Below are 21,859 nucleotides of genomic sequence, written 5' to 3' on the forward strand. Positions count from 1 at the left end.
AATAAGGTGAAAGCGTAAATTGCAGCCGCCTTACAAACTGGCTCAAAACTGCAATTGCAATGGCTAAACCCGCAATCCATGTTGTTTTCCAACGGTCAATATTAAGCACACCAAATAGCAATAAGCTAACTCCAGCCAGTTGTAAAATAATTGTAACTGCCCAGCACTGAGCGGACTTTGCCAGCCATACGCATTTATAAACGCCTCAGGCATGGTATTAAATACTTCAATAGGCAGCCAGGACTTGGCCGCATTCATTAAATAAGCAAGCAGTAAAAGCTATATGCCACGCTTAATTAATAGCAAGGGTGTTTGCCTGCGCGAAAGCGCCATAAATAGCCCCATTGCCACCAAAAACGAGGCGGTGCCTTTGCCAAGTATATGTACAACCGTACCAAATGCGCTTTCACTTTGAAGCGTTGTGGAGGCATACATCCATAAGGTATGCACAATAATCATAATGAAAACGCTCGCACCACGCACAAGATCAATCGTTTTAAGACGTTGGTTCATTGGTATTAATGTCCTTTTTAGGGCAGGTTTGGCATTTGCTATAACAGGCTAAATAATAGCGGCAACAGGCTAAACGCTGGGTTTTTTCAGTAAATGGCGCATCAAGATTTAAGTGTTCACAAATAACGGTGTGCAGCTGACGATGGCAATTGTTGATATGTAAAATAGTAGCAAGGGCTAAACTATGAGCTCGATCAATGGCGCTACTTAATGAATCGAGTAATAACCGTGCTTGTTCTTTTTTATCCAGCGCGTAGTCGGTATTTATCCATTCACCAACTTGGCTTATAAAATGAGTAAACGCTTTGGTTTGCTCAGTTTTACTTACTAACACGTCGTTATTCAGGTTAAACCCACGACAAGAAGCGTAAATAACCTGAGCTGCACATAAGAAATGGAACTAAATGCCCTTGCGGTGATCAGATCTTTCGACCAAGAAACATAAGATTACCGAGGCAAGGGCATGAATAACTTAGATGCAATTTACCTAGGTGTCGATGATTTTTGTTTATTGTTTGAACCTCAATGGATTAAACACCTAATAGAGTCAGCTGAAAAATATGGCTCAAATAGACCACACAAGGCACCGCAGCGGCATCTCATTTATGGTTAATTTAATGGCTGGATTAATTGCCTATACTTTTCAGACTAAAAAGCCGAGTATAAAAGTGACTCGGCTTTAATTCTTATGCAGTTCTGAGGTTAATTACGCTAGGTTTGCTGCACTCACCCAACCAATATTCAACGAACTTAAACCTTTTCCCTTTCACCTTTGACCTTGCACTTTAACTGTAAACCCCCCTTACATTTTGATCAAAAAAGCCACACTTCAATATTTGTTGAGGTGTGGCTTTTTTTGCAGCAGCTGTAACTAAAAATTAAGCGACATTCGCTGCTAATAACTCGTTGCGTACTAGCTCTGCGCCTTTGCTTAGGGCGTTAAGTTTACCGTTTGCGATGTCGCGGGGTAGGGGTGCCATGCCGCAGTTGGTGCAGGGGTAGAGTTTATCGGCATCTACATATTTAAGTGCTTCGCGTAGGGTTTTGGCCACCTCTTCGGGTGTTTCTATAGTATTGGTGGCTACATCGATTGCGCCCACCATTATTTTTTTACCGCGTACCAGTTCGAGTAGCTCTATGGGTACATGTGAGTTTTGACATTCGAGCGAAATAATATCAATATTCGATTTTTGCAGCTTAGGGAATACTTCTTCGTATTGTCGCCACTCGGTGCCAAGGGTTTTCTTCCAATCGGTGTTGGCTTTAATGCCGTAGCCGTAGCAAATATGCACGGCGGTTTCGCATTTTAACCCTTCTATGGCTCGCTCTAAGCAGGCTATGCCCCAGTCGTTTACGTCGTCAAAAAACACGTTAAAAGCAGGTTCATCAAATTGAATTATGTCGACCCCTACGGCCTCTAGCTCTTTGGCTTCTTGGTTGAGTATTTTAGCAAATTCCCATGCTAGTTTTTCACGGCTTTTATAGTGATCGTCATACAGGGTGTCGATCATGGTCATTGGCCCTGGCAATGCCCATTTAATTGGTTGGCTGGTTTGCTGGCGTAAAAACTTAGCGTCTTCAACAAATACCGATTTAGTGCGAGACACAGGGCCAACCACTGTGGGTACGCTGGCGTCGTAACGGTCGCGAATTTTAACTGTTTTACGGTTTTCAAAATCAACGCCATTTAAATGTTCAATAAAGGTGGTTACAAAGTGTTGGCGAGTTTGTTCGCCATCGCTGACTATATCTACGCCTGCGGTTTGTTGCTCGTGTAGGGAAATACGCAAGGCGTCGTGTTTGCCATCAACCAGCTCACTGCCCTGTAATTTCCATGGCGACCATAAGGTTTCGGGCTCAGCAAGCCATGACGGTTTTGGCAAGCTGCCTGCTGATGATGTAGGTAATAGTTTTTTCATAATAAATGCTGCCTTTAATTTTGTTGTGTGATTAAGCGATACTTGCTGAGAACTGCTGCAGCACTGACTGATAAGGCTTAATAAAATGCTGCTCGGTAAATTTGCCTTGCTCAACCGCTAATTGACCTCGCTCTGCGCGGTCATACACAATTTGCGTTAACGAATGATCGTCATTTTTTAAATTTGGTTTATAACGGCTACCTGCGGCGGCATTGGCGTTATAAATTTCTGGACGATAAATTTTTTGAAACGTTTCCATGGTGCTAATAATGCTAATTAGCTCAAGGTTGCTGTAGTCGTTAAGTAGGTCACCAAAAAAGTAAAAGGCTAACGGTGCAGCGCTGTTTGGTGGCATAAAGTAGCGCACTTGTAAGCCCATTTTTTTAAAATATTGCTCTGTTAACGACGACTCATTAGGCTGATACTCTACGCCTAAAATGGGGTGTAGATTTTCGGTTTGCTGATAGGTTTTGTTATCAGACACGCTTAAGCAAATAACTGGTGGCTTTTTAAAATGCTGTTTATAGGTATCTGAGTTTACAAAGCATTTAAACAACTTGCCGTGTAAGTCACCAAAGTTATCGGGAATACTAAATTGCGGTTTGCTTTTGTTATGCTCAAGCAATAACACACTAAAATCGTAGTCGCGCACATACGATGAAAAGTTATTACCCACTATGCCTTCTATTCGCTCGTTAGTTTGGTGGTCAATAATATTGGTTTTTAATACCTCTATTGACGGAAATGCTTGGCCACTGCCTGCAATGTTTAAATCAACCGAAATGATCTTGAGCTCAACCTCGTAACGCTCCCCTTCTGGGTTATCCCAACTGGCCAGTGCATTAAAACGATTGTTGATCATTTTTAGGGTATTTCGCAGGTTTTGTTGGCGGCTTTCACCCCTTGCTAAATTAGCGAAATTGGTCGTAATACGTGTGTTATTTGATGGATGATAGTTTTCATCCAAGTTAGTGCTTTTAATCGTAAATGTAAGATCAGTGCTCATAGCCGTATCCTTTCAATCTGAGTTGTTACTGCTTTTATCAATGACACATTACTCGCTGTTAAAACCAAACTAACGGGATAACTGTAATGGTGCTGTGCAGAGTTAATAAATTTATACGCGCTATGTAGCATGAAGAAAAACGGTATTATTTCAGGTAAAACATGAGCCAGATTCACTCTCTTACTAAGTTGCATGAATAAATTAGGCTAGTAGACGCCCCCTCTGCGACAAAACCCACTTTAGAAGTCTAGACTTCTAGATGTTTTTACGGGTGTTGTGATTTATTCATACAAAACGTGAGTATTATTCAATGCTTATAGGCACTTAAAGTGGCATTTGCATAAACGGTTGTTGATATACTCGAGTAAACCTTGGTGAGCTTAGCTGTTTTATTAAACGTTTTTTACACGCAACTCACCGCCACAGAGCATAACAACCCCTAACATAAGAAGAGACAAAAGGAATGAGTGATTTAATAGTGTTAATTATTTACTGCGCCATACTTGGCAGTGGTGTTGGTTTTTTAGCAGGCTTATTAGGAATAGGGGGCGGTCTGGTTATTGTACCCATACTCAGCATGATATTACTGCACTTTAATGCTTTGCCACCTGAACAAGTGGTGGTGGTTGCCATTGCGACCTCGCTGGCCTCTATTTTATTTACTTCGACCTCGTCGGCTATTGCGCATCATAAAAATGGCAATGTACCCTGGGATATTGCACCTTGGGTTATGGCAGGCGTTGCCTTTGGCGCGCTTATTAGTGGCTTTATGGCTGCGCTGTTACCTGAGCATGTAGTGCGTTTGGTGTTTGCTGTAAGCGTAGTGCTAATTGCACTAAAAATGATTTTTTCAGGTAAGAGTGATTCCGCAATAGCGCGCCCGTTACCAAACAAAGGGCTACTGAGTGTTTATACGACCATAACCGGTGGGTTATCTGCCATGATTGGCATTGGCGGCGGGGCAGTATTAGTGCCGCTACTAACGTTTTTTTCTGTTGATATGAAAAAAGCCATTGGCTGCGCCTCGGCCTCAGGCATTGTGATAGCGCTGTTTGGTTCAATAGGTTATATCAGCTCAGGCAGCCAGTTATTTAGCCTAAAACAAGGATTTGCAGGCTTTGTGTATTTGCCCGCTTTATTGGGTATTGTATGCACCTCATGGTTTACTGCGCCACTCGGTGCTAAAGCCACGCATTACTTACCGGTTTCAACCATTAAAAAAATATTTGCCGGCTTATTAATAATAATGGCAATTAATATGTTTACTCGATAAGAGCATTTATATGAGCCTTAAAAACACGCGGCATAAAGCCGCTGCTACCTAGAATATTAGCGACTAGTAGCAGCGGGTTCATCCCGCGTAGGTGTTGAGCGTTAGAGTCCGAATCCTTTAACCTTTAACATCTTAAGGTGATTAACTAAAATCTACGTCATTTGCGCGTGCTTTATAAATTCGTCATAAATACTGTCTTTAATGAGCTTGTCGGGCGTAAAGGCATAATAATGCTGATAAACATTATCAATTGTACCAATGTAATTTACGCCGTAATGGCGCTCTACTTCGGCTCTTACCAAAATAGGCGCAGGGAATATCCCAAACCCTTGCTCACCGAGTGACTTCATTAATGCGCTGTCGTCAACATGGCCAGCTATTGTCATTTCAATGTCTTGCTCTTGCAGCCAATAATAAATAGCCCGCGCGACAGGGCTTTCTTTTGCGGGGAGCACTAAAGGCTTGTTATTTAAAGACTGCGGAAACTGCTTATGTAACTGCGAATGCCATGTTTCGTTACCAAAAAGAGCGATTTGGCTTTTACCTATTTCATGACAAAACGCCTTAAATGGCAAAGTAGTATCGAGTGGTTTATCGGCTAACACTAAGTCGAGCTTATGAATCGCCATTTGTGCAAGCAGCTCATCTTGTTGGCCGTCAATACAGTGTAAGTTTGTAATACGGTCGTTATTAATTAAAGGCGCTAGCCACTTCGACACCAGTGATTTAGGCAACACATCTGAAATACCCACCTTTAACGTTCGTGAGTATTGCGTGGTATCACCTTGCGTGGTTTCTAGCCATTCGTGAGCAATAGCAAACATATCATTGGTGTATTGCTGAGTTACATGGCCAAATTCAGTTAACTGTAGGCCTCGCCCTTGGCGAACAAACAGTGGTTTTCCTAATCGTTGCTCTAAGTTAGTAATTTGTGAGCTGACCGTTTGCGGCGTTGAATTAAGTATTTTACTCGCCGCTGCAATACTTCCATGCTTACTTACCTGCCAAAAATAATATAAGTGATTGTAGTTAATGTTGGTAATCATTCGAAAATACCTGTTTTAAAGTAAGAAATAATCAGCTTTTTCCTTTGCCACTAAGTTAGTAGATTACAGTCATGCCTGCAACATAGTTACTATTAAAAGGTGTAATTGCATGAAGCTAAAACTTACAGTTAAAAACAAGATAATTAACGCAAGTGAAAAGATGTCGCTTTTGAAGTTGATAAAAAGCCAATTGGAAAAACATGCTTTAAATATTCGTAAAGTAGAGATTCAAATTAATGATCTTTCAAGTGAGCGCCACGGCACTTTGCAGCAATGCAAAATTAATATTCTTTTGACTGGGCTACCCAGTATTAATGTAAATACAAAGGGAAGAAGTATGCTGCAAGCGATAAAGCGGGCACTTAAAAGTTTGCAGCACATTCTCGTTAATAAGTATCAACCTTCGCAACCAAGCTCTTAGTTTTTTATTAATATCGCACTTGCAGTAGCATGGATGCTACTCTTTTTATTTCTATTCTCGTACCAAGCTATGTTTAACATTAAACGATTCACTTATTACCTATTGAGCAGTATTTCCTTGTTGGGTTTTGTTGGACTATACCAAACTTAACGTAACTAAAATTTTTTGACCTTGTTCCTTTAACCTTTGACCTCAGCTGTAAACCCCCGTTACATTTTGATTAAAAAGAGAGTGAAATTTTCAATTACCTAAATTCATAGTTTATTGTGAATTTATTAGGTTCATGCCTATTAATTTACTAATTCACAAAATACTGTGAATTTATTCTTTAGTAAGTTAACTTTCGCTATAATTCACAAAATATTGTGAATTATTAGCTTTTTTGTACTTTTTTAACTATTATTCACAAAACACTGTGAATTTTGGATTGGTAATGGAAGTCACGATAAAGTCAGCAAAACAATTAGGTAAATTGGCTAGCATTGTGAGAAAAAGCCAAAAGCTTGACCAAAAAACTGCGGGAGATTTCTCCGGTATTAGTATTAATACAGTAAGTGATTTTGAAAATGGCACAGGTTCGTTATCAATTGGCCGCGCGTTTGATTTAATGGAAGCTTTAGGCTTAGAAGTAAAAATAGACGTGGTTGTACCTCAACATGATGAAAAGGCTAAAAATAAATTACTAATGCAAATCCAGAACATGGTGGCTGAGCATGAATAATAGATCACTTAATGTTTATGCTGGCAAACAGCTCATGAGCCAGTTACAAGATAGTAATGGTTTTTGGAAGTAAAAATAAAAGTTAGCTCTTAGCACACGTTTTAAATAATTTTTGCTCAATTAAAAAATTCGAGCGTATTTATATTTTCGTATACGTTGAAATTGAGAAAGTAATACTGTTATAAAAAATATAGTATTTAGATCATTAATCTCTATATAGAAAGCTTTTTAAATGACCTGCAAGTAATTGTGATTCTTCGACAGCCTGTTCGACTACCTTTTTATAGAGCTCTATTGGTCTGCAAAGAGGTGTTCGATCAACAGTTAACCATTTCCAATAAGATTTAGATGCTGTTTTAGGTCTTGAAGACTCAGCATAAGGTGGTACAAAATTATCAGTAAATAACGTTTCCCTATTTAAATATATGAATAACTCAAGATCATCGATTCCGGAACTAACGACACCACTTCTTCCTTCATAAGAACTTTTAAAATCAGGGTATGCATCATTATCAAGTACAGCTAAAACATTTTCTGCATTTGAGAAGAGCTCATCTACTTCATTTTTCATAAGTAAGGTTTTTAATTGATTACAACCACCTACACCAATCACTTTATATTCATAGTCAGGTTGTATATTAAAATATTGAATAATAAATAGTATAAACCCTTCTAGTACAGGATCTTCTGTAAGGATGTATTTATCTGAGCCTTTGAAACCATATAAATCAGAGTTTATATAACCAAATGATTTAGGCTCTAAAGTTAACTTTCCTTGAATACTTTCTAGGTAAAACAAAGCACCATCGGGAGTTTTTTTCATTAGTGCTAATGAGTGCGAAATAAGTATTATTTTAGACTCTGTGCCTTGCAGAATCTCAGTCAGTGCATTGTATAAATTCACTTGTGCGACAGCATCTAAAGCAATATCAACTTCATCAATAATTATAAATTTTGCACCCGTTTTGATAAAGCGGAACAATTGAATCAGAAAAAATTCACCTGAACTAAAATGATCTTCTCTTAAATAATAATCATCATCTTGCGGTATAAAATAATACTTAGTTCCTTTTACTCTTGTTTCGCATAAATTTTCATATCTATGGCTTGATAAATGCCCATACACTGAAACCAAAAATGCTTTGAGCTCATCAGCAACTTTATAGTTTGAGGTAGCAATATTAGTTCTCAAATCTACATCGATAGCTGATACATCAGAATAACGCCTAAAGCGGTCACCAAATGGAACTGGAAGCTCTGCAACCACTGTATTCTTTGCAGGTAGTACACTTTTAGTATCAAGCGCTTTTAAGTGTTTGTTGTATTGAAATATCACTTCAGGATGGTGACTTAAATGAACCGATATTTCACTTGAATCACTGATAGAGCCTTCGCTAGAGGTGTGTGTAAATACTTTAGGGTCATAAATTTGCTTAAGCGCTTTAACAATCGTAGTTTTACCTATGCCGTTTTTTCCTGTTATAACGATCATTTGTTGCTCAGAAAAGTTAAATTCCAGCTTTAATGATTGAAAGCTCTTAACATTTTTTATTGATACTTGATGCTTAGTCATTCCACTTATTTTCCAAGAGGTCTGTAATTGCATAAGCTCCATATTTGCGTTGCAACTTATTTATATATCTTGGTTCAACAGATTTTGCATAATGAAGTAAGCCAAATAAAGACTGTTCTTTTCCTGCGAAATGCTCTTCCAAATAATCTTTAAAACGCAACTTATCCGTCACGAAATAATGAAGAGCCACCTCCAAATGGTTTTTATGTTTTCGACTAATAGTTAATGTTTGGTACTGAGTAATTACTAATCCAAGAATCGTAAATGGCTGACCTATCGTATATATTTTAGTTTTATCGAGATTTACTTCTAACTGTCCGTTTGTATTTTGTGAAATTAAGCTCTGTAATTGGGTTTGAAGTTCTATTAGCGGCTCTCGAGCTTGACTTGATACAATTAAGTCATCTGAATACCTGGTGTAAGTTAAGTTTTGCTTTTTACAATAATCAGCCATTGCAGAATCAAATTGGAAGAGTGCAGCATTACTTAATTTAGGGGAAGTTACAAAACCAACAGGCAAACAGTTATTCCAACAAACTAATGTAACTATTCTCGGTATGTAATCCTCAATATCTTCAATTGGAATATTTGAAACGTTTGCCACTAATATTTTTTTTACATCTTCTGAACTTACGTTTGAAAAAAAACTCACAATATCAGAAACTAAAAAATACTTACCATTCACATGCGATTGCACAGCTGACATAGCACTTTTTTCTTTGATATACGAATGTACAACATCCTCATTTATTTTTAAGTGCTGTAAAATGACTTTATCGATAAAGCGAAGAAATGTTTTAAATTTTTCAGATACTCGGATTACTTTTCGTGGTTTTTCTTTGCCTATGTAAAACTCTTCTACTTCGTTCGATAAATCTGAACAAAGGAACTCTTCAAATAATTGAGGGTTATGAAACATAGTATTAAAAGCTTTCTCTAAGCTTTTTAAGTGCATTAAAACCTCCTCAGAAAAATTATGAGTTTACTATGTAAATTAAACATAACGACAAACACAAATCGAATCAACTTTATAAGTTTTAGAGTTTAGATTTGAAGCAAGGTGAAAAAAGCGAAAGACTCCAGAGACTAATTTCAACTAGTTGCCTTTGTCGAACCGAATCGTTGACAAAGGCAACAGAAGAAACATACCTATAGGCATTTAGGGACCAGCACATTGACTGGAGATACTCCGAGTCGCCAGTCATTCCATTATAAAAGATCCCTATAATTATGCAATCTATTACTTCATAAAAGACGTAACGGTCAGATAATGAGGTACATCTAACTATTTTTATTTATCCAGATAACTATCATTAACTGGGTTTCGTATGACTTACTCGCCCCCAACCCTTGCCAAAGCTTTAACCTTTAAACCCAGCTGTAAACCCCCGTTACATTTTGATTAAAAAAGCCGCACACTAATAATTAGTGTGCGGCTTTAGTATTTTATTTTTTTAAAGCGATTACTTGTTTAGTAAGTGCTTTTCAAAAAAATCAGCCATCATAGTATGGTAATGCAAAGTGGTGCCTTTGCCTTCGCGCAAGCTGTGTGAGCGGTTTGGGTATGAGAAAAACTCAAACTGCTTGTTATGCTTTACAAGCTCGTCAATTAAACGCTCTGAGCCTTGGTAATGCACGTTATCATCGCCTGTGCCGTGAATAAGCAATAGCTTACCGGTTAGGTTTTTAGCAAAGGTAATCGGCGAGGTGTTATCGTAACTCTCAGGATCGGTATTTGGGTTACCCGCATAACGCTCTTGGTAAATAGTGTCGTACAAACGAATGTCTGGCACGGGTGCTGAGGCAATGCCTACTTTAAATTTATCACCGTGGCGGAACAATAAGTTAAGGGTTGAACTACCGCCCCCTGAATGCCCCCACACACCAACACGGTCTGTGTCTATTACATCCCAACGTTTAGCCATAGCATCTAGGGCGTCTACTTGGTCTTGCACGGTAATTGAGCCAATTTTTTTATAAATCGATTTGCGCCAATCGCGGCCTTTTGGTGCACGTGTACCACGGTTATCAACCGATGCCACAATAAAGCCTTTTTGCGTTAACAGTGATTTATACAGGTAACTGTTGCCTTCCCAGCGATCTTGCACGGTAGAGCCCCATGGTTCGCCGTATACGTAAAACACAATTGGGTATTTTTTACTTTTATCCATGTTCTCTGGGAACATAATGTAGCCGTCAAGCTCGGTGCCATCTTGCGCGTTTACTTTGAAAAACTCATGCTTTGGTAAGCTTTGCTCAGCCAGCTTTTGTTTAAGCTTTGTATTTTCAACTAAGGTTTTTACATTACTATGATCTGCCACTTTAATGATCTCTTTAGTCGGTGGCGTACCAAATTTAGAGTAAGTGTGCATTGCCCATGAGGCATCTTTTGACATGTAGTAGCTGTTTGAACCTTCAAACTCAGCAGGTGTTACTCGCACCGGTTTGCTGCTGCCATCAAGCGGTGTGCTGTATAAATAACGCTGACCAGGATCGTTTGGCGAGGCAATAAAATACATCACGTTTTTATCTTCATTGATGGTAAGCATATCAATAATGTCGTAATCGCCAGGGGTTAGGTCGATAATAGTCTTGCCATCGCGCGATACACGATAAAGATGACGCCAACCGTCGCGTTCGCTATGCCAAATAAAAAACTCGCCGTCTTTTGACCAGTTTGCTTTATAAAACCATTCGATAAACGCATCGTCTTTGTCTTCTAAAATCTTGGTCAGTTGCTGCTTTTGCCAATCAAACAACCACACTTTGTTATGGCTTTGCGGGCGGTTTAAGTCTTGAATCATTAATTCATTACCGGTGCCTGCCCAGCTAATACGCGGAATATAACGGTCGCGGTTATCGCCTTCAAGCTCAGCCCAACGGGTTTGTTTATCAGCAAGGCTTACCACACCAACACGCACGGCAGAGTTGGTTTCACCGGCCTTAGGATAAGGGAATTCTTTAAGGGTAGGGTACAGTTCGTCGGTGTTGTTAATCATAGTGAAAAATTTAACGTCACTGGTATCAAGCTGCCAATAGGCGATTGATTTGTTGTCGGGGCTCCAACGAAAACCATCGGCAATAGTAAATTCTTCTTCGTATACCCAATCAAAATTACCGTTAACAATGGTGGCACTGCCATCGGTTGTGAGCGCGGTTACATCGTTACTGCCGACCGATTGCATGTAAATGTTGTTATCGCGTACGTAAGCCACTTTTGAGCTATCTGGCGAGAACTTAGCAAACATTAACTTAGTTGGCTCAACGTCTTTACCACCAAGTTGCTGTAATTGGTTAGTCTCAAGGTTAAGTAACCAAAAGTCGCCTCGGCTGCGCGAACGCCAAACTTGCTCACTGTTGGTAAATACCATAAGCCATTTACCGTCTTTTGACCACTGATAGCTTTCGATTGCAAATGGCTCGTCTGCGCCCTCTGGCAACAGCTTTTCAAACTCAACCAGTACTTTACGGCCTGTGCCGTCAGCATTGTAAAATACAATGTCGTTGCCTTTTACGCCGTGCTCTTTTTCGTCATCGACGTTGTTATCGTCTGCTTTTTCTTTTTCACTTTCTTCTTTTTCACTTTCGCGCTCTTCAAGCACAGTGTAGCCGGTACCATCGTCTAGCCACTTAAAATAAGTGCTACGCTGGGTTTTAAATTCTTTGTCTTTATAAATTTGCGCTAGGCTTAATGGATTATTCACGGTACTCATCGCTGCATTGTTGTTGGTTGATATGCTAGTACTTGAACATGCTTGCAAGCCTAAGCCCGCAACAATGGCCAGTGCCAAGCCCGATGTTTTGATCAGATTCATTGTTATTGTTCCTTCGGTCTTTTGACCTTTATAGATTAAGGCGCTTATTACATTTACTGTAACAAAATAACGTACACAATATCAGCATGTTTAACGCACAAAGCCATGGTTTAAACCCAAACTTTTATAATTAATTACCATGCTGGATTTTTAAATTCTTCACTGAGCGTGTCGATTAGCGCTCTTACTGTTGTCGATATATGCTGACGAGAAGGGTAAAGCACATAAATTTTCATTGGGTTTAATGTCCATGGCGCTAATACACGCTGCAAGCGACCATCCAGTAAATATTGATTTGCTAAATACGTAGGCTGCACTGAAATACCACCACCGGCTATGGCTGCATGAAGTAATGTGGTGGCCTCGTTTGCACTTAAATTACATTTAACATCAACCGATTGAAATTCATCCCCGTTGTGTAAATACCAAATATATCGGTCAAAGTTTTTATAGCCTAAACACTGATGAGTGCTTAACTGTTGTGGTGTCGTTATTGGCGGATAATCTGTAAGGTAATCAGCTGAGGCCACCCACTGATATAGATTCACACTCGGCAATAGGTTTACCTATTAACGAAGGATCAGGATTGGCTGCAATACGTATAGCCAAATCAACACGTTGCTCTATTAGATCTGTGGTTGAGTCTTCAAGATCTATGTCTATTTGCACGTTAGGGTGACGTTTCATAAAGCGTGTAAATATAGGGGCTAATTGTGCAAAACCTAACGACATACTGGTCACTACTCGTATTTTACCTGACAACTGTTGCTGGCTTTTAGTTTGTTCAACTAAACGGTTAGCCTGTGCTAACCATTGCTCTATTTCGGGTAAACAGGCCTCGCCAGCGGTGGTAAGTGTAATTTTTCGGGTAGTTCGGTGTAGCAAACGAGTATTGAGCCATGCCTCTGCCGACTCAATACGACGAGTAACCATAGGGCGTGACATTTCAAGCCGTTCGGCAGTGGCAGTAAAACTGCCTGAGTAGGCAACATCAACAAAAACCTGCGCTGCGGTGAGTTTATCCATAGTATTTACACGACTCATGAAACAATGATGCTAATTATTGGTTGTTTTTCTGAACATATCAAACCTTTATTATGCTCGCATTAGCAACCAATGATGAGAATACCATGAACCTACGCACGCTTTTATTAAGCACACTATTAACCAGCAATATCGCTATTGCAGACGAAACCCCATTAACCCTTGATGTTTATAACGCTGACAGCAATAGCTTTCATGTTAATGCCACGCTGGTTTATGGCCGTACCGATGCAATTTTAATTGATACCGGATTTACCAAAGCCGATGCACTGCGCATTGCCGCCAAAGTAATTGATTCTGGCAAACAACTAAAAACTATTTTTATTAGCCAGGCCGACCCTGATTACTATTTTGGCGCTGAGGTGTTACAACAGTTTTTTCCTGAGGCAGAGGTTATAACCACACCGGCAGTGCTTCAAAAAATAGCAGCAAAGCTTCAAAGTAAACTTGCTTGTTGGACACCAAAAATGGGTGAAAACGTACCAAAAAACCCCGTCGTACCTAAGGTATTTAATGGTAATAGCTTAAAAATAGAAGGTCACAGCATTGAAATTCGTGGCACAGAGGGTGAGCATAATCATCGTCCTTATTTATGGGTACCTGATAATAAAGCTATTTTAGGGAATGTGGCTGTATACGCTAATGTTCATTTATGGATGGCCGATGCACAAACTCAGGCAGAGCAAAATGCATGGGCAAAGCAACTTAATGAAATGAAAGCATTCAACCCTGACGTGGTGATCTCTTGGCATATGAAAGCAGACACCTAATTAGATGCTGCAAATATTGATTTTTCAATCCAGTATTTAAAGGATTTTGCACACGCTAAGCAAAGTAGTGATAGCAGCAAGCTGCTGATAGATAAAATGATCAACTCATACCCAGAGACTGTATTGCCTATGGCTCTTAGCATTGGCGCTAAAGTTCATAAAGGCGAAATGAAATGGTAATTGCTTACGCTTAACCACTGTAATAAATACACTAGAACCAAAAAACACGCCTAGCAAAGTCTGGCGTGTTTTTTATTATTGCCACAAATACATACTGGCTCGCTTATTGGCAATATTTAATTCAAATACCTCAGTGCTTGCACACATAGCAGCGCCATAGCATACATGAAGCGGTAACAAGTGCTCCTCTCTGGGGTGATTAAAGCGTGCAGCTGGAGCTTGCTGCCATGCTAATAATTGCTGTTCACGCTGTTGCTCGGTTAATGTTTGATCTGCGATTGTGCTTACCAACCAATTTTCAAATGCCTGATTTTGCTGGTTAACATCGTTTGATTGGGTAACACCAAAAGCGCGCATATTATGGAAGGTAAAGCCTGAGCCTATAATTAATAAATTATCGTAATCAATACTTTGCAACGCTTTACCAATTTCAACATGCAACAGCGGATCAAGGCCTGGGTGCAAGGATATTTGCACACAGGGAATATCGGCCTCTGGATACATAATTTTTAACGGTACAAACATACCGTGATCAAAACCACGCTGTGGATCGAGTTTTGAGTCAATATTATGTGTTGCGAGCGCTTGCTGTACTAAATTAGCAAGTTGCGGCTGGCCAGCACAAGGGTAAGTTAATTGGTACGCCTGCTTAGGAAAACCGTAGTAATCGTAAATAAGCGGTGGTGAAGAGTGCGCCGTTATACTAATTGGTTGAGCTTCCCAATGCGCGCTGATCATTAAAATAGCAGAAGGCTTTGGGATTGTAGCGGCAACTTGTTCTAAGCAGGCTCGCATTTCTGCATGGTTGGCATCACTTAGTAATGGCATTGGGCCGCCACCATGAGAAATGAAAAAAACGGTTGGGCGTTGCATGTGGTTAATCCTAAAGGACAGATATTATTATAGTGCCTGCGCAGTTAGTAAATAACTAGCCACATAAACGCACAACCTCCGTGCGAAAATATTATATGTGGTGTTTATTCATCAAGCTCTAAGTGAGCGCGTTCAACGCTTTCTTGAGGTAACTCTTTTTGCACCGATACACCCAGCTCTTTAAATTCTGAGGCTTGTTTAATTAAGTTACCTTTACCACGGTATAACTGAGAAAATGCTTTATCGTAGGTTTCTTTGGCTTTATCGAGCTGTTTACCCACCCCTTCCATACTGGTTAAAAAGCCGTTGAGTTTACTGTAAAAACGCTCAGCACGATTAGCCAGCTCTTTTGAATATTTAGTTTGCTCTTCAAAGCGCCATAACTGTTTAACAATATTTAAACTGGTTAGCAGGGTAGTAGGGGTAGCAACCAAAATGTTCTTTTCTATTGCTTGCTGGTAAATGTCGCTTTGGTATTTAAGTGCTTCTACAAAGGCGGATTCTATGGGTACAAACATAATAACAACCTCAGGCGAGTTTATCCCTGGTAAACGGTCATACGATTTACTGGCCAACTCATTTATACGGGCAGTTACGGCATTTACATGCTCTTTAATCGCTTGTTGAGATTCCAGCTCTGTTTCGGCATTTACGTAGCGGGTATAGGCATTTAACGATGTTTTTGCATCAATCACTAAGTGCCGACCTTGGGGTAAATACACCACCACATCAGGACGAAGACGACCATCTTCGGTATTAAACGACACTTCGCGTTTATAGTCTGTGCCAGCTCGAAGTCCTGCGCTATCAAGCACGTTTTCAAGCATGAGTTCGCCCCAATTACCTTGGGTTTTCTTTTGCCCTTGTAAGGCATTGCTTAGCTTGTCAGCCTGCTCGGTAATGGCTTGGCTTTTGGCTTGTAAATGTAATAGCTCGGTTTTAAGTGCTGCACGTTGTTTTAAGTCTTCAACGTGAATAGATTCCATTTTATCTCTAAAGCCTTTTAGCTCACCTTGAACCGGCTTGAGTAACTGCTCTATGCTTTCTTGATTGAGGGTTTTAAATTTTTGCGATTTTTCTTCTAAGATTTGATTGGCTAAATTTTCGAATTCTTTTTTAAGCGTTTCTTTACTTTGCTCTATGTGAGCCAGTTGCTCGCTGAAATGTTGCTGCTTTTGCTCAAGGGTAGTGCGTATATTATTAAGCTCGACATCGCGCAGATTGTATTGCTCGCGCAGGGCGGTTAGCTCGGCTTCGGCTTTACGCCAATATTGATTATAAAGTTGGCTTTGTTTTTCTTGCTCAGTTAATCGCGTTTTAAAATGTTGCGCCTGATCACGTTGCTCTTGATGAGTAAGCCCTAACAAGTCGTGCTCTTCCACTAAAGAGGCATATTGATTTTGCGTATGCTCATACTGGCTTTGTAATAACAATAATTGTTGCTGCTGCTCACTCACTTGGCGCTTTATTTTTTTGCTTAACTGGACTGATACAACGCTGAAAATAGCCATACCGGCTAAAGCGCCAGTAGCAGCACTTAACCAATCTAAATGGGATAAAAACGAAGTAAACATAGAATAAACTTTTAAAATTTAGTGACATGCCATCATAACGAATTACGCTCTTTAGCAGTAGGGTAAAACACTAAATTAAGCGCATAAAAAAAGCCAGCTAGTAAAGCTGGCTCAATATTACTAAATTAGTAATCAAACAGGGAAATCAACATGAAACTTGTAAAACAACATATCAACTACAAGCATTATAGTAGACGCGCTGCATTTAAATTAGTTCAAAATAATTTTAAAAAAGTTGAATTTGAGGCATAAAAAAAGCCAGCTAATAAAGCTGGCTCAATATTACTAAATTAGTAATCAAACAGGGAAATCAACATGAAACTTGTATAACAACACATCAACTACAAGCATAATAATAGACACAGCCATTTGTGATTAGTTCAAAATAAATTTAATAAAAAAATATTTTTTAAAAGCAAAAAAAAGCCAGCGCATTGCTGGCTGGCTTAATCATTACTATGTCTAGTAACTACTATATGGGATATCAACATGAAAGCTTGGAGAAACTGCAATTTAACCAAGCATATTAATAGACGCCTACAATTTAAATAAGTTCAAAAACTCGTCATGATTTTTTAAAATTATTTTAGCTTTTAATTAAAGACAGCATTTGTTGTTCGTCAAACTGGGTAAAACTCATTGATTTTTCAGTAAATAATGCATCTACAAGCGCTTGCTTATCTTGCTGCATTTGAAATACTTTTTGTTCAATAGAGTTAGCCATAATTAGTTTATAAACAAACACTGGGTTTGTTTGTCCAATTCGATAAGCACGATCGGTGGCTTGTTTTTCAACGGCTGGGTTCCACCATGGATCAAAATGAATAACGGTGTCGGCTTGGGTTAAATTAAGCCCTGTACCACCGGCTTTTAAGCTAATTAAAAACACGGAAGTGTTACCACTGGTAAATTCGTCTATTACTTTGTCGCGATGACGCGTTTGCCCAGTTAGCATACTAAAATTAATATTTAGCTCAATTAAACGCTCGGCAATTAAATCAAGGGCAGAGGTAAACTGGCTAAATATAATCACTTTACGGCCAAGGCTAAGCATTAAAGGTAAGTGGCTCGATAACCATTCTAATTTAGCACTGGCTGCCTCAGTTTCAGGTTCAATGAGTTTAGGATGACAACAAATTTGGCGTAACTTTAATAAAGCTTCTAAAAAAGCGAGTTTACTTTTTTGTACGCCTTGCTCGGCAAATAAATCAATGAGTTTCTCTTCAAGCGCACGGGTTATACCTTGGTACATGTCTTTTTGTTTAGGTTCAAACTCAAACTCTTTTATAAGTTCGGTTTTTTGCGGCAGCTCTTGAGCCACTTGGGCTTTAGTACGGCGCAAAATAAACGGCATAATTAACGCTTTTAGTTGCTCTGCACGTTCAATATTGCTTTCGCGTTCAATAGGGCCTTGAAAATGCTGCTTAAAGTGCGCCTGTGAACCTAAAAGCGAGGGCATTGCAAAGTCGAGCAATGACTTTAATTCAAATAAATTGTTTTCAATTGGGGTGCCACTTAAACAAAGCTTAAAGTCGGCATTTAAACGTTTTACCAGCCGCGAAACTTGTGCGGTATCGTTTTTAATATACTGGGCTTCATCAAGAATAATGTTTTCAAAATACAGCGGTGAGTAATAAGCAATGTCACGTTTTAATAGCGGATACGTGGTTAAAATACACTGCGCTTGTGCCAAATGCTGCAACGAATCATTTCGGTGTGCACCAAAAATAGTGGTCACTTTTAAGCTTTTTGCGAACTTGGTAATTTCGTTTTGCCAATTACTCACTAAACTTGTAGGGCACACAATAAGCGTAGGCCCTGCTTGCGGTGTATTGTATGAGCTTGCTAAGTAGGCAATCACTTGTAACGTTTTACCCAAGCCCATATCATCCGCTAAAATCCCACCTAACTGATTACGCTTTAAAAAGTTAAGCCAAGCCACGCCTTCTTGCTGATACTCTCTTAATACTACAGAATCGTGTAAGCCATGAATGGCAGTTTTCGGTGATAGCAGTGCATCGTTATTTAGTTCTTCAAGGTAACGCTCTAATGACGGGTCATGTAGCTCTACATCAATAGCTGTGTGCTGAACTAATTCAGGTAAGTATGAAAGCGGAATGTTAAATTCGTCACGGGTTTTAATAAATTCAAATCGCATTTTAAATTCAATTAATAAATTAAACGCTGCTTTATCAATAACCCCAAATTGACGGCCAACAGGGTAGTAATAAAATAATTCACTTTGACGGTTTAACGATTCATAAAGTTTATTATTTACATTTAATAGGGTGGCTACTTTGGTATCGTTTAGCATTACTTTACTATGCATTTGATGATTTGCAGCTCTGTTTACATGCAATGAAATTTGGCTTTTAGTATCAGCAATATTAACTTTGCTCATTGATACTTGCCAACCGCGTTGTTTAAAGCTGGGCAGTACCTCGTGAACTAGCCAATGTAAGTGAATAGCCGATTCCTGACTAAAAATAAACTCGCTGTGTAAACCCCCTTTACAAAAATCGAAGCCTAAGTTGACCAGCTCATTGGTAACGGTGTTTTCAAAGGCGCTATTAATTAACTTTGCAGGCGCGGTGCCCGCTAAATAGTTTTTATTTTTATACTTAAACGATAACGAAATAGCCATTACTGAGCCCGACATGCTGACTTTAAGTATGGCATTACTCAACGACTTAACAGGCGTGCTTGGTGTATTAGTCGGGTGGGGAATAACACCTACTCCAAAGTTATCAGCAAGCTGCTTATAAATTCGGTCAAAGTTTGTATCATGCAGCGCCGGTATAGTTTGTAAGTGCGCAATTTCATCAGCACTGAGGGGCGTACGAATACGGCCTAATTTATATTTATCTAAATCTAAGTAGATAGGCGGCGTTGTTTTAATTAACGCCCAATTAGGAATTTGATCCAAGTGAATTTTTAACTGGGTTACCTCTTTTTGTTTTTCCCAAACAAAGTTAAGAGGTAAACCAGGTTGCGCTTTAATAGGTACTCGAGAGCGTTGTAAAAATAATCGGTCTGTGGCTAGTAATTGCTGCAGCGCATTAAATCCCCATTGCCCTTTAAGCTCAATATTACCGACCGCATTTTGCGATCGGATCCAGCTATATAATCTAAAATCACTTTCGAGCAAATCGCTAGGGGTTACAAAACTATTAAGCTGTTGCTCAGTTAAATTTCGCCCAAGTGCATAATTATTATTTTTATCGTAGTTGGCAATTTTAGGGGTTAAAAATACTTTGTTGTTTTCTATGTCTAATACAAACAGTAATACTTGCGAGGGTTGAGCTTGGTCGGTGTTTTTAAGTGCGCTTAGTTCACTAAACCAATCATTAATAAAATAATCTTCACCGTACTCACCAGAATGCTCAATTTTAAGCTTTAACAAAATAGCGGCCAAATGGCGGCATTTAGTTTTAACATTACAGGTACAATGAGTATCGACCGAATAACCAGTTGGTAATTTACTGATCTCAATACGTTGGTTAAACGCGAATCCTTTATCACCTTGCACCGTGGAGTCAACCACAGAAAAATCTGCATTATGTTCTAACCAACTGATTTGGCCGTTTTTATAGTACGATTTTCCTTTGGCCAACACCGCGGGTTTAAATAATTTTTTTATGAATCGCTCAGAAAGAGGAAACTGGGTAGCCTGCTCATTTTTAATTTCTTCAAAAATAGCCATTAAATCATTTTTTGATAAGTTAGCAGACATGTCACTCAAAGTATTAAAATTTAAAAATAATTTTCCCAGTATATGCCTTATCAGCGCTGAGCTAAAGCAATATTATTTTTAAAATAAACTGGTTGGATCTGATTGGTTAGTAAAAAATTGGTTTATAGCGAATTGGCGATCATTGTTTAATTTTCATTACTAAAAAAGCACATTTAAATTACAAAAGAAAAACAATTAATTAACTTTGGCAGGAGATTTAGTTAGGCTTAGATCAGGTTTTTACTAACAAGCAAAAAATGGCATTAATAAGGAAGTGTTTAGTTAGTAAAAATATGATCTTTGATGGTTTAAGCCATGTTTTTAGCCTTTATATGCCACTAAAGATCAGATTTTTACCAACTAACAAAGGGGATTGGATCATGATTTAACTAACCCAACCCCTTTTACAGATCACGATATTACTAACTAATTAAAGGCACTTAATAACTTAGTAAGTTGCTCTAAGCGCTTGTCTGTCATCACTTTATTATTTATTTTAATTGAAACGTCACCACTTTTAAGGTTGCGTTGCACACTAATAAAGTCATTTTCTAAAACCGCTTCACGTTTTGATGCTGTTTTAGGCTCTGCAGTTAGGTATTTAGTAATTAGCATAGCGCGCTTGTCGTCGGCTTCTAAGGCGTTAATTTCATCATTGCTGGCAAGTGCAACAACTAACTCGTTAAATGCTTCCTCATCGCGCTCCTTTGCGTTAATCAACTTTTTAGCAACTTCTCTACCAACATGATTAGCTGTTGGGTAAAGGGCTATAACATCTGCAGATATTTGCTCATACGCTTTTATCGCATCAGCAATCGCTGTATGCGATACCCCTTCAATAACAGCAATTTCACGGTACGAGCCTTTTTTGCCTTGTTGAATAAGATCGTTTCTAGTTTGTTGATACGCTTGACCCAACTCCCAAAGACTAGGGGCAATGTATTGATCTGATGAAACCGCAAGTACTTTGGCATCTTGCTCGCTAAAGTCACTAGAACTCAATACGAGGTAGTCTGCGCCACCTAAAATACAGGCTTTACGACGTCTAGAGCCAGCTAATACAAGGCTTGTATCACCTTGCTCCCATAATAGGGCTGGGTGCTGATTACGGCCATCTTCTTTAATAGCAGGAAGAATATCTGCGACTGACTTTTCGTTTAAAAGCGCTTGTACGCGACGATTTTTACCATAAACTTGGGTCGATTTTTCAATTTCGTTGTGAGCAATCACTTTACAAACAAGCGTTATTTCCCGATTAGGATCACTGGGTGCAGGCATACGGATAACGTCGCCTGCATTGGCTTGCTCTAAAAGGGCATCTAAGCTGCTACTGCCAACAGCGGTTGCAAAGGGATCTAAGCGGGTGTCATTTTTACGTTTTTTAGCCATTTTTAGTCA

17 protein-coding genes and 2 pseudogenes are annotated in these 21,859 nt (G+C 39.2%); 6 read left to right on the forward strand and 13 right to left on the reverse strand.

The genetic code is table 11. The features are described from left to right. Positions 1 to 279: 279 nt before the first annotated feature. Together MTN97_RS16540 and MTN97_RS16545 are read right to left on the reverse strand one after the other, a co-directional pair. Positions 280 to 513, reverse strand: coding sequence for a heparan-alpha-glucosaminide N-acetyltransferase domain-containing protein (locus tag MTN97_RS16540; RefSeq protein WP_248474909.1), 234 nt, complete (start codon positions 511 to 513; stop codon positions 280 to 282). Beyond that, positions 497 to 847, reverse strand: a complete 351-nt coding sequence (locus MTN97_RS16545; RefSeq protein WP_248474910.1) for a hypothetical protein — start codon at positions 845 to 847, stop codon at positions 497 to 499. Before MTN97_RS16545 ends, MTN97_RS16540 begins: the two co-directional genes overlap by 17 nt. A 129-nt stretch (positions 848 to 976) precedes the next feature. On the opposite strand from MTN97_RS16545, the gene MTN97_RS16550 reads away from it, so the two are divergent. Both MTN97_RS16550 and MTN97_RS16555 read left to right on the forward strand, forming a co-directional pair. Further along, positions 977 to 1,126, forward strand: a complete 150-nt coding sequence (locus tag MTN97_RS16550) for a hypothetical protein (protein ID WP_248474911.1) — start codon at positions 977 to 979, stop codon at positions 1,124 to 1,126. After that, positions 1,062 to 1,196, forward strand: a pseudogene (locus tag MTN97_RS16555) (IS982 family transposase); the annotation flags it as partial. The gene MTN97_RS16550 and the pseudogene MTN97_RS16555, both read left to right, overlap by 65 nt. Positions 1,197 to 1,391: 195 nt before the next feature. Here the strand turns inward: MTN97_RS16555 and MTN97_RS16560 are convergent. Both MTN97_RS16560 and MTN97_RS16565 read right to left on the reverse strand, forming a co-directional pair. Beyond that, positions 1,392 to 2,432 (reverse strand): methionine synthase, encoded by a 1,041-nt coding sequence (locus MTN97_RS16560; RefSeq protein WP_248474912.1) that lies wholly within the window; start codon positions 2,430 to 2,432, stop codon positions 1,392 to 1,394. A gap of 31 nt (positions 2,433 to 2,463) precedes the next feature. Continuing rightward, on the reverse strand, positions 2,464 to 3,438 hold the full coding sequence (locus tag MTN97_RS16565) for a DUF1852 domain-containing protein (protein WP_248474913.1): 975 nt from the start codon (positions 3,436 to 3,438) through the stop codon (positions 2,464 to 2,466). A gap of 463 nt (positions 3,439 to 3,901) precedes the next feature. Between MTN97_RS16565 and MTN97_RS16570 the strand changes: the two genes are divergently transcribed. After that, entirely contained in the window at positions 3,902 to 4,711 is an 810-nt protein-coding gene (locus tag MTN97_RS16570; protein WP_248474914.1) for a sulfite exporter TauE/SafE family protein, read from the forward strand. A gap of 152 nt (positions 4,712 to 4,863) precedes the next feature. On the opposite strand, the gene nhaR is transcribed toward MTN97_RS16570, so the two are convergent. Continuing rightward, entirely contained in the window at positions 4,864 to 5,757 is an 894-nt protein-coding gene (nhaR, locus tag MTN97_RS16575; protein WP_248474915.1) for a transcriptional activator NhaR, read from the reverse strand. A gap of 109 nt (positions 5,758 to 5,866) precedes the next feature. On the opposite strand from nhaR, the gene MTN97_RS16580 reads away from it, so the two are divergent. After that, a complete protein-coding gene (locus MTN97_RS16580) occupies positions 5,867 to 6,178 on the forward strand; it encodes a hypothetical protein (protein ID WP_248474916.1) in 312 nt (103 codons plus the stop codon). A gap of 433 nt (positions 6,179 to 6,611) precedes the next feature. After that, positions 6,612 to 6,899 carry a helix-turn-helix domain-containing protein gene (locus tag MTN97_RS16585; protein WP_008464453.1) on the forward strand — a complete coding sequence of 96 codons (288 nt, stop codon included), beginning with the start codon at positions 6,612 to 6,614 and terminating at the stop codon, positions 6,897 to 6,899. Positions 6,900 to 7,104: 205 nt separating this feature from the next. Here the strand turns inward: MTN97_RS16585 and MTN97_RS16590 are convergent, their stop codons facing one another. The 4 genes and pseudogenes from MTN97_RS16590 to MTN97_RS18055 form a co-directional block, all read right to left on the reverse strand. Beyond that, on the reverse strand, positions 7,105 to 8,505 hold the full coding sequence (locus tag MTN97_RS16590; protein ID WP_248474917.1) for an AAA family ATPase: 1,401 nt from the start codon (positions 8,503 to 8,505) through the stop codon (positions 7,105 to 7,107). Continuing rightward, positions 8,465 to 9,427 carry a reverse transcriptase domain-containing protein gene (locus MTN97_RS16595; RefSeq protein WP_248474918.1) on the reverse strand — a complete coding sequence of 321 codons (963 nt, stop codon included), beginning with the start codon at positions 9,425 to 9,427 and terminating at the stop codon, positions 8,465 to 8,467. Before MTN97_RS16595 ends, MTN97_RS16590 begins: the two co-directional genes overlap by 41 nt. Before the next feature lie 508 nt (positions 9,428 to 9,935). Beyond that, positions 9,936 to 12,287: a S9 family peptidase gene (locus tag MTN97_RS16600; RefSeq protein WP_248474919.1), complete on the reverse strand. Its 2,352-nt coding sequence runs from the start codon at positions 12,285 to 12,287 to the stop codon at positions 9,936 to 9,938. 134 nt (positions 12,288 to 12,421) lie between these two features. Continuing rightward, positions 12,422 to 13,313, reverse strand: a pseudogene (locus MTN97_RS18055) (LysR family transcriptional regulator). 71 nt (positions 13,314 to 13,384) lie between these two features. Here MTN97_RS18055 and MTN97_RS16610 point away from each other — a divergent pair. Then, complete coding sequence (locus tag MTN97_RS16610) at positions 13,385 to 14,101, forward strand: MBL fold metallo-hydrolase (protein ID WP_248474920.1); 717 nt, start codon at positions 13,385 to 13,387, stop codon at positions 14,099 to 14,101. Between the two features lie 255 nt (positions 14,102 to 14,356). On the opposite strand, the gene MTN97_RS16615 is transcribed toward MTN97_RS16610, so the two are convergent. From MTN97_RS16615 to MTN97_RS16630, 4 genes are all read right to left on the reverse strand, one after another. After that, complete coding sequence (locus tag MTN97_RS16615; protein ID WP_248474921.1) at positions 14,357 to 15,154, reverse strand: class III extradiol ring-cleavage dioxygenase; 798 nt, start codon at positions 15,152 to 15,154, stop codon at positions 14,357 to 14,359. A 104-nt stretch (positions 15,155 to 15,258) separates the two neighbouring features. After that, positions 15,259 to 16,728 (reverse strand): DNA recombination protein RmuC, encoded by a 1,470-nt coding sequence (gene rmuC, locus MTN97_RS16620; protein WP_248474922.1) that lies wholly within the window; start codon positions 16,726 to 16,728, stop codon positions 15,259 to 15,261. Between the two features lie 586 nt (positions 16,729 to 17,314). Next, entirely contained in the window at positions 17,315 to 20,461 is a 3,147-nt protein-coding gene (locus tag MTN97_RS16625) for a DEAD/DEAH box helicase (RefSeq protein WP_248474923.1), read from the reverse strand. A 426-nt stretch (positions 20,462 to 20,887) separates the two neighbouring features. Next, on the reverse strand, positions 20,888 to 21,850 hold the full coding sequence (locus MTN97_RS16630; protein ID WP_036983557.1) for a transcriptional regulator: 963 nt from the start codon (positions 21,848 to 21,850) through the stop codon (positions 20,888 to 20,890). Positions 21,851 to 21,859: the final 9 nt, after the last annotated feature.

The organism is Pseudoalteromonas sp. 2CM36K, from assembly GCF_023161865.1.
Lineage (GTDB): Bacteria > Pseudomonadota > Gammaproteobacteria > Enterobacterales > Alteromonadaceae > Pseudoalteromonas > Pseudoalteromonas tetraodonis.

What these genes read in the sequence shown, in the direction of transcription:
- MTN97_RS16565 (WP_248474913.1), bottom strand. Translation starts at nt 3,438, where the DNA reads ATGAGCACTGATCTTACATTTACGATTAAAAGCACTAACTTGGATGAA.
- MTN97_RS16585 (WP_008464453.1), top strand. Translation starts at nt 6,612, where the DNA reads ATGGAAGTCACGATAAAGTCAGCAAAACAATTAGGTAAATTGGCTAGC.
- MTN97_RS16600 (WP_248474919.1), bottom strand. Translation starts at nt 12,287, where the DNA reads ATGAATCTGATCAAAACATCGGGCTTGGCACTGGCCATTGTTGCGGGC.
- MTN97_RS16580 (WP_248474916.1), top strand. Translation starts at nt 5,867, where the DNA reads ATGAAGCTAAAACTTACAGTTAAAAACAAGATAATTAACGCAAGTGAA.
- MTN97_RS16550 (WP_248474911.1), top strand. Translation starts at nt 977, where the DNA reads ATGAATAACTTAGATGCAATTTACCTAGGTGTCGATGATTTTTGTTTA.
- MTN97_RS16595 (WP_248474918.1), bottom strand. Translation starts at nt 9,427, where the DNA reads ATGCACTTAAAAAGCTTAGAGAAAGCTTTTAATACTATGTTTCATAAC.
- MTN97_RS16570 (WP_248474914.1), top strand. Translation starts at nt 3,902, where the DNA reads ATGAGTGATTTAATAGTGTTAATTATTTACTGCGCCATACTTGGCAGT.
- MTN97_RS16615 (WP_248474921.1), bottom strand. Translation starts at nt 15,154, where the DNA reads ATGCAACGCCCAACCGTTTTTTTCATTTCTCATGGTGGCGGCCCAATG.
- MTN97_RS16590 (WP_248474917.1), bottom strand. Translation starts at nt 8,505, where the DNA reads ATGCAATTACAGACCTCTTGGAAAATAAGTGGAATGACTAAGCATCAA.
- MTN97_RS16560 (WP_248474912.1), bottom strand. Translation starts at nt 2,432, where the DNA reads ATGAAAAAACTATTACCTACATCATCAGCAGGCAGCTTGCCAAAACCG.
- MTN97_RS16540 (WP_248474909.1), bottom strand. Translation starts at nt 513, where the DNA reads ATGAACCAACGTCTTAAAACGATTGATCTTGTGCGTGGTGCGAGCGTT.
- MTN97_RS16610 (WP_248474920.1), top strand. Translation starts at nt 13,385, where the DNA reads ATGCTCGCATTAGCAACCAATGATGAGAATACCATGAACCTACGCACG.
- MTN97_RS16630 (WP_036983557.1), bottom strand. Translation starts at nt 21,850, where the DNA reads ATGGCTAAAAAACGTAAAAATGACACCCGCTTAGATCCCTTTGCAACC.
- nhaR (WP_248474915.1), bottom strand. Translation starts at nt 5,757, where the DNA reads ATGATTACCAACATTAACTACAATCACTTATATTATTTTTGGCAGGTA.
- rmuC (WP_248474922.1), bottom strand. Translation starts at nt 16,728, where the DNA reads ATGTTTACTTCGTTTTTATCCCATTTAGATTGGTTAAGTGCTGCTACT.
- MTN97_RS16625 (WP_248474923.1), bottom strand. Translation starts at nt 20,461, where the DNA reads ATGTCTGCTAACTTATCAAAAAATGATTTAATGGCTATTTTTGAAGAA.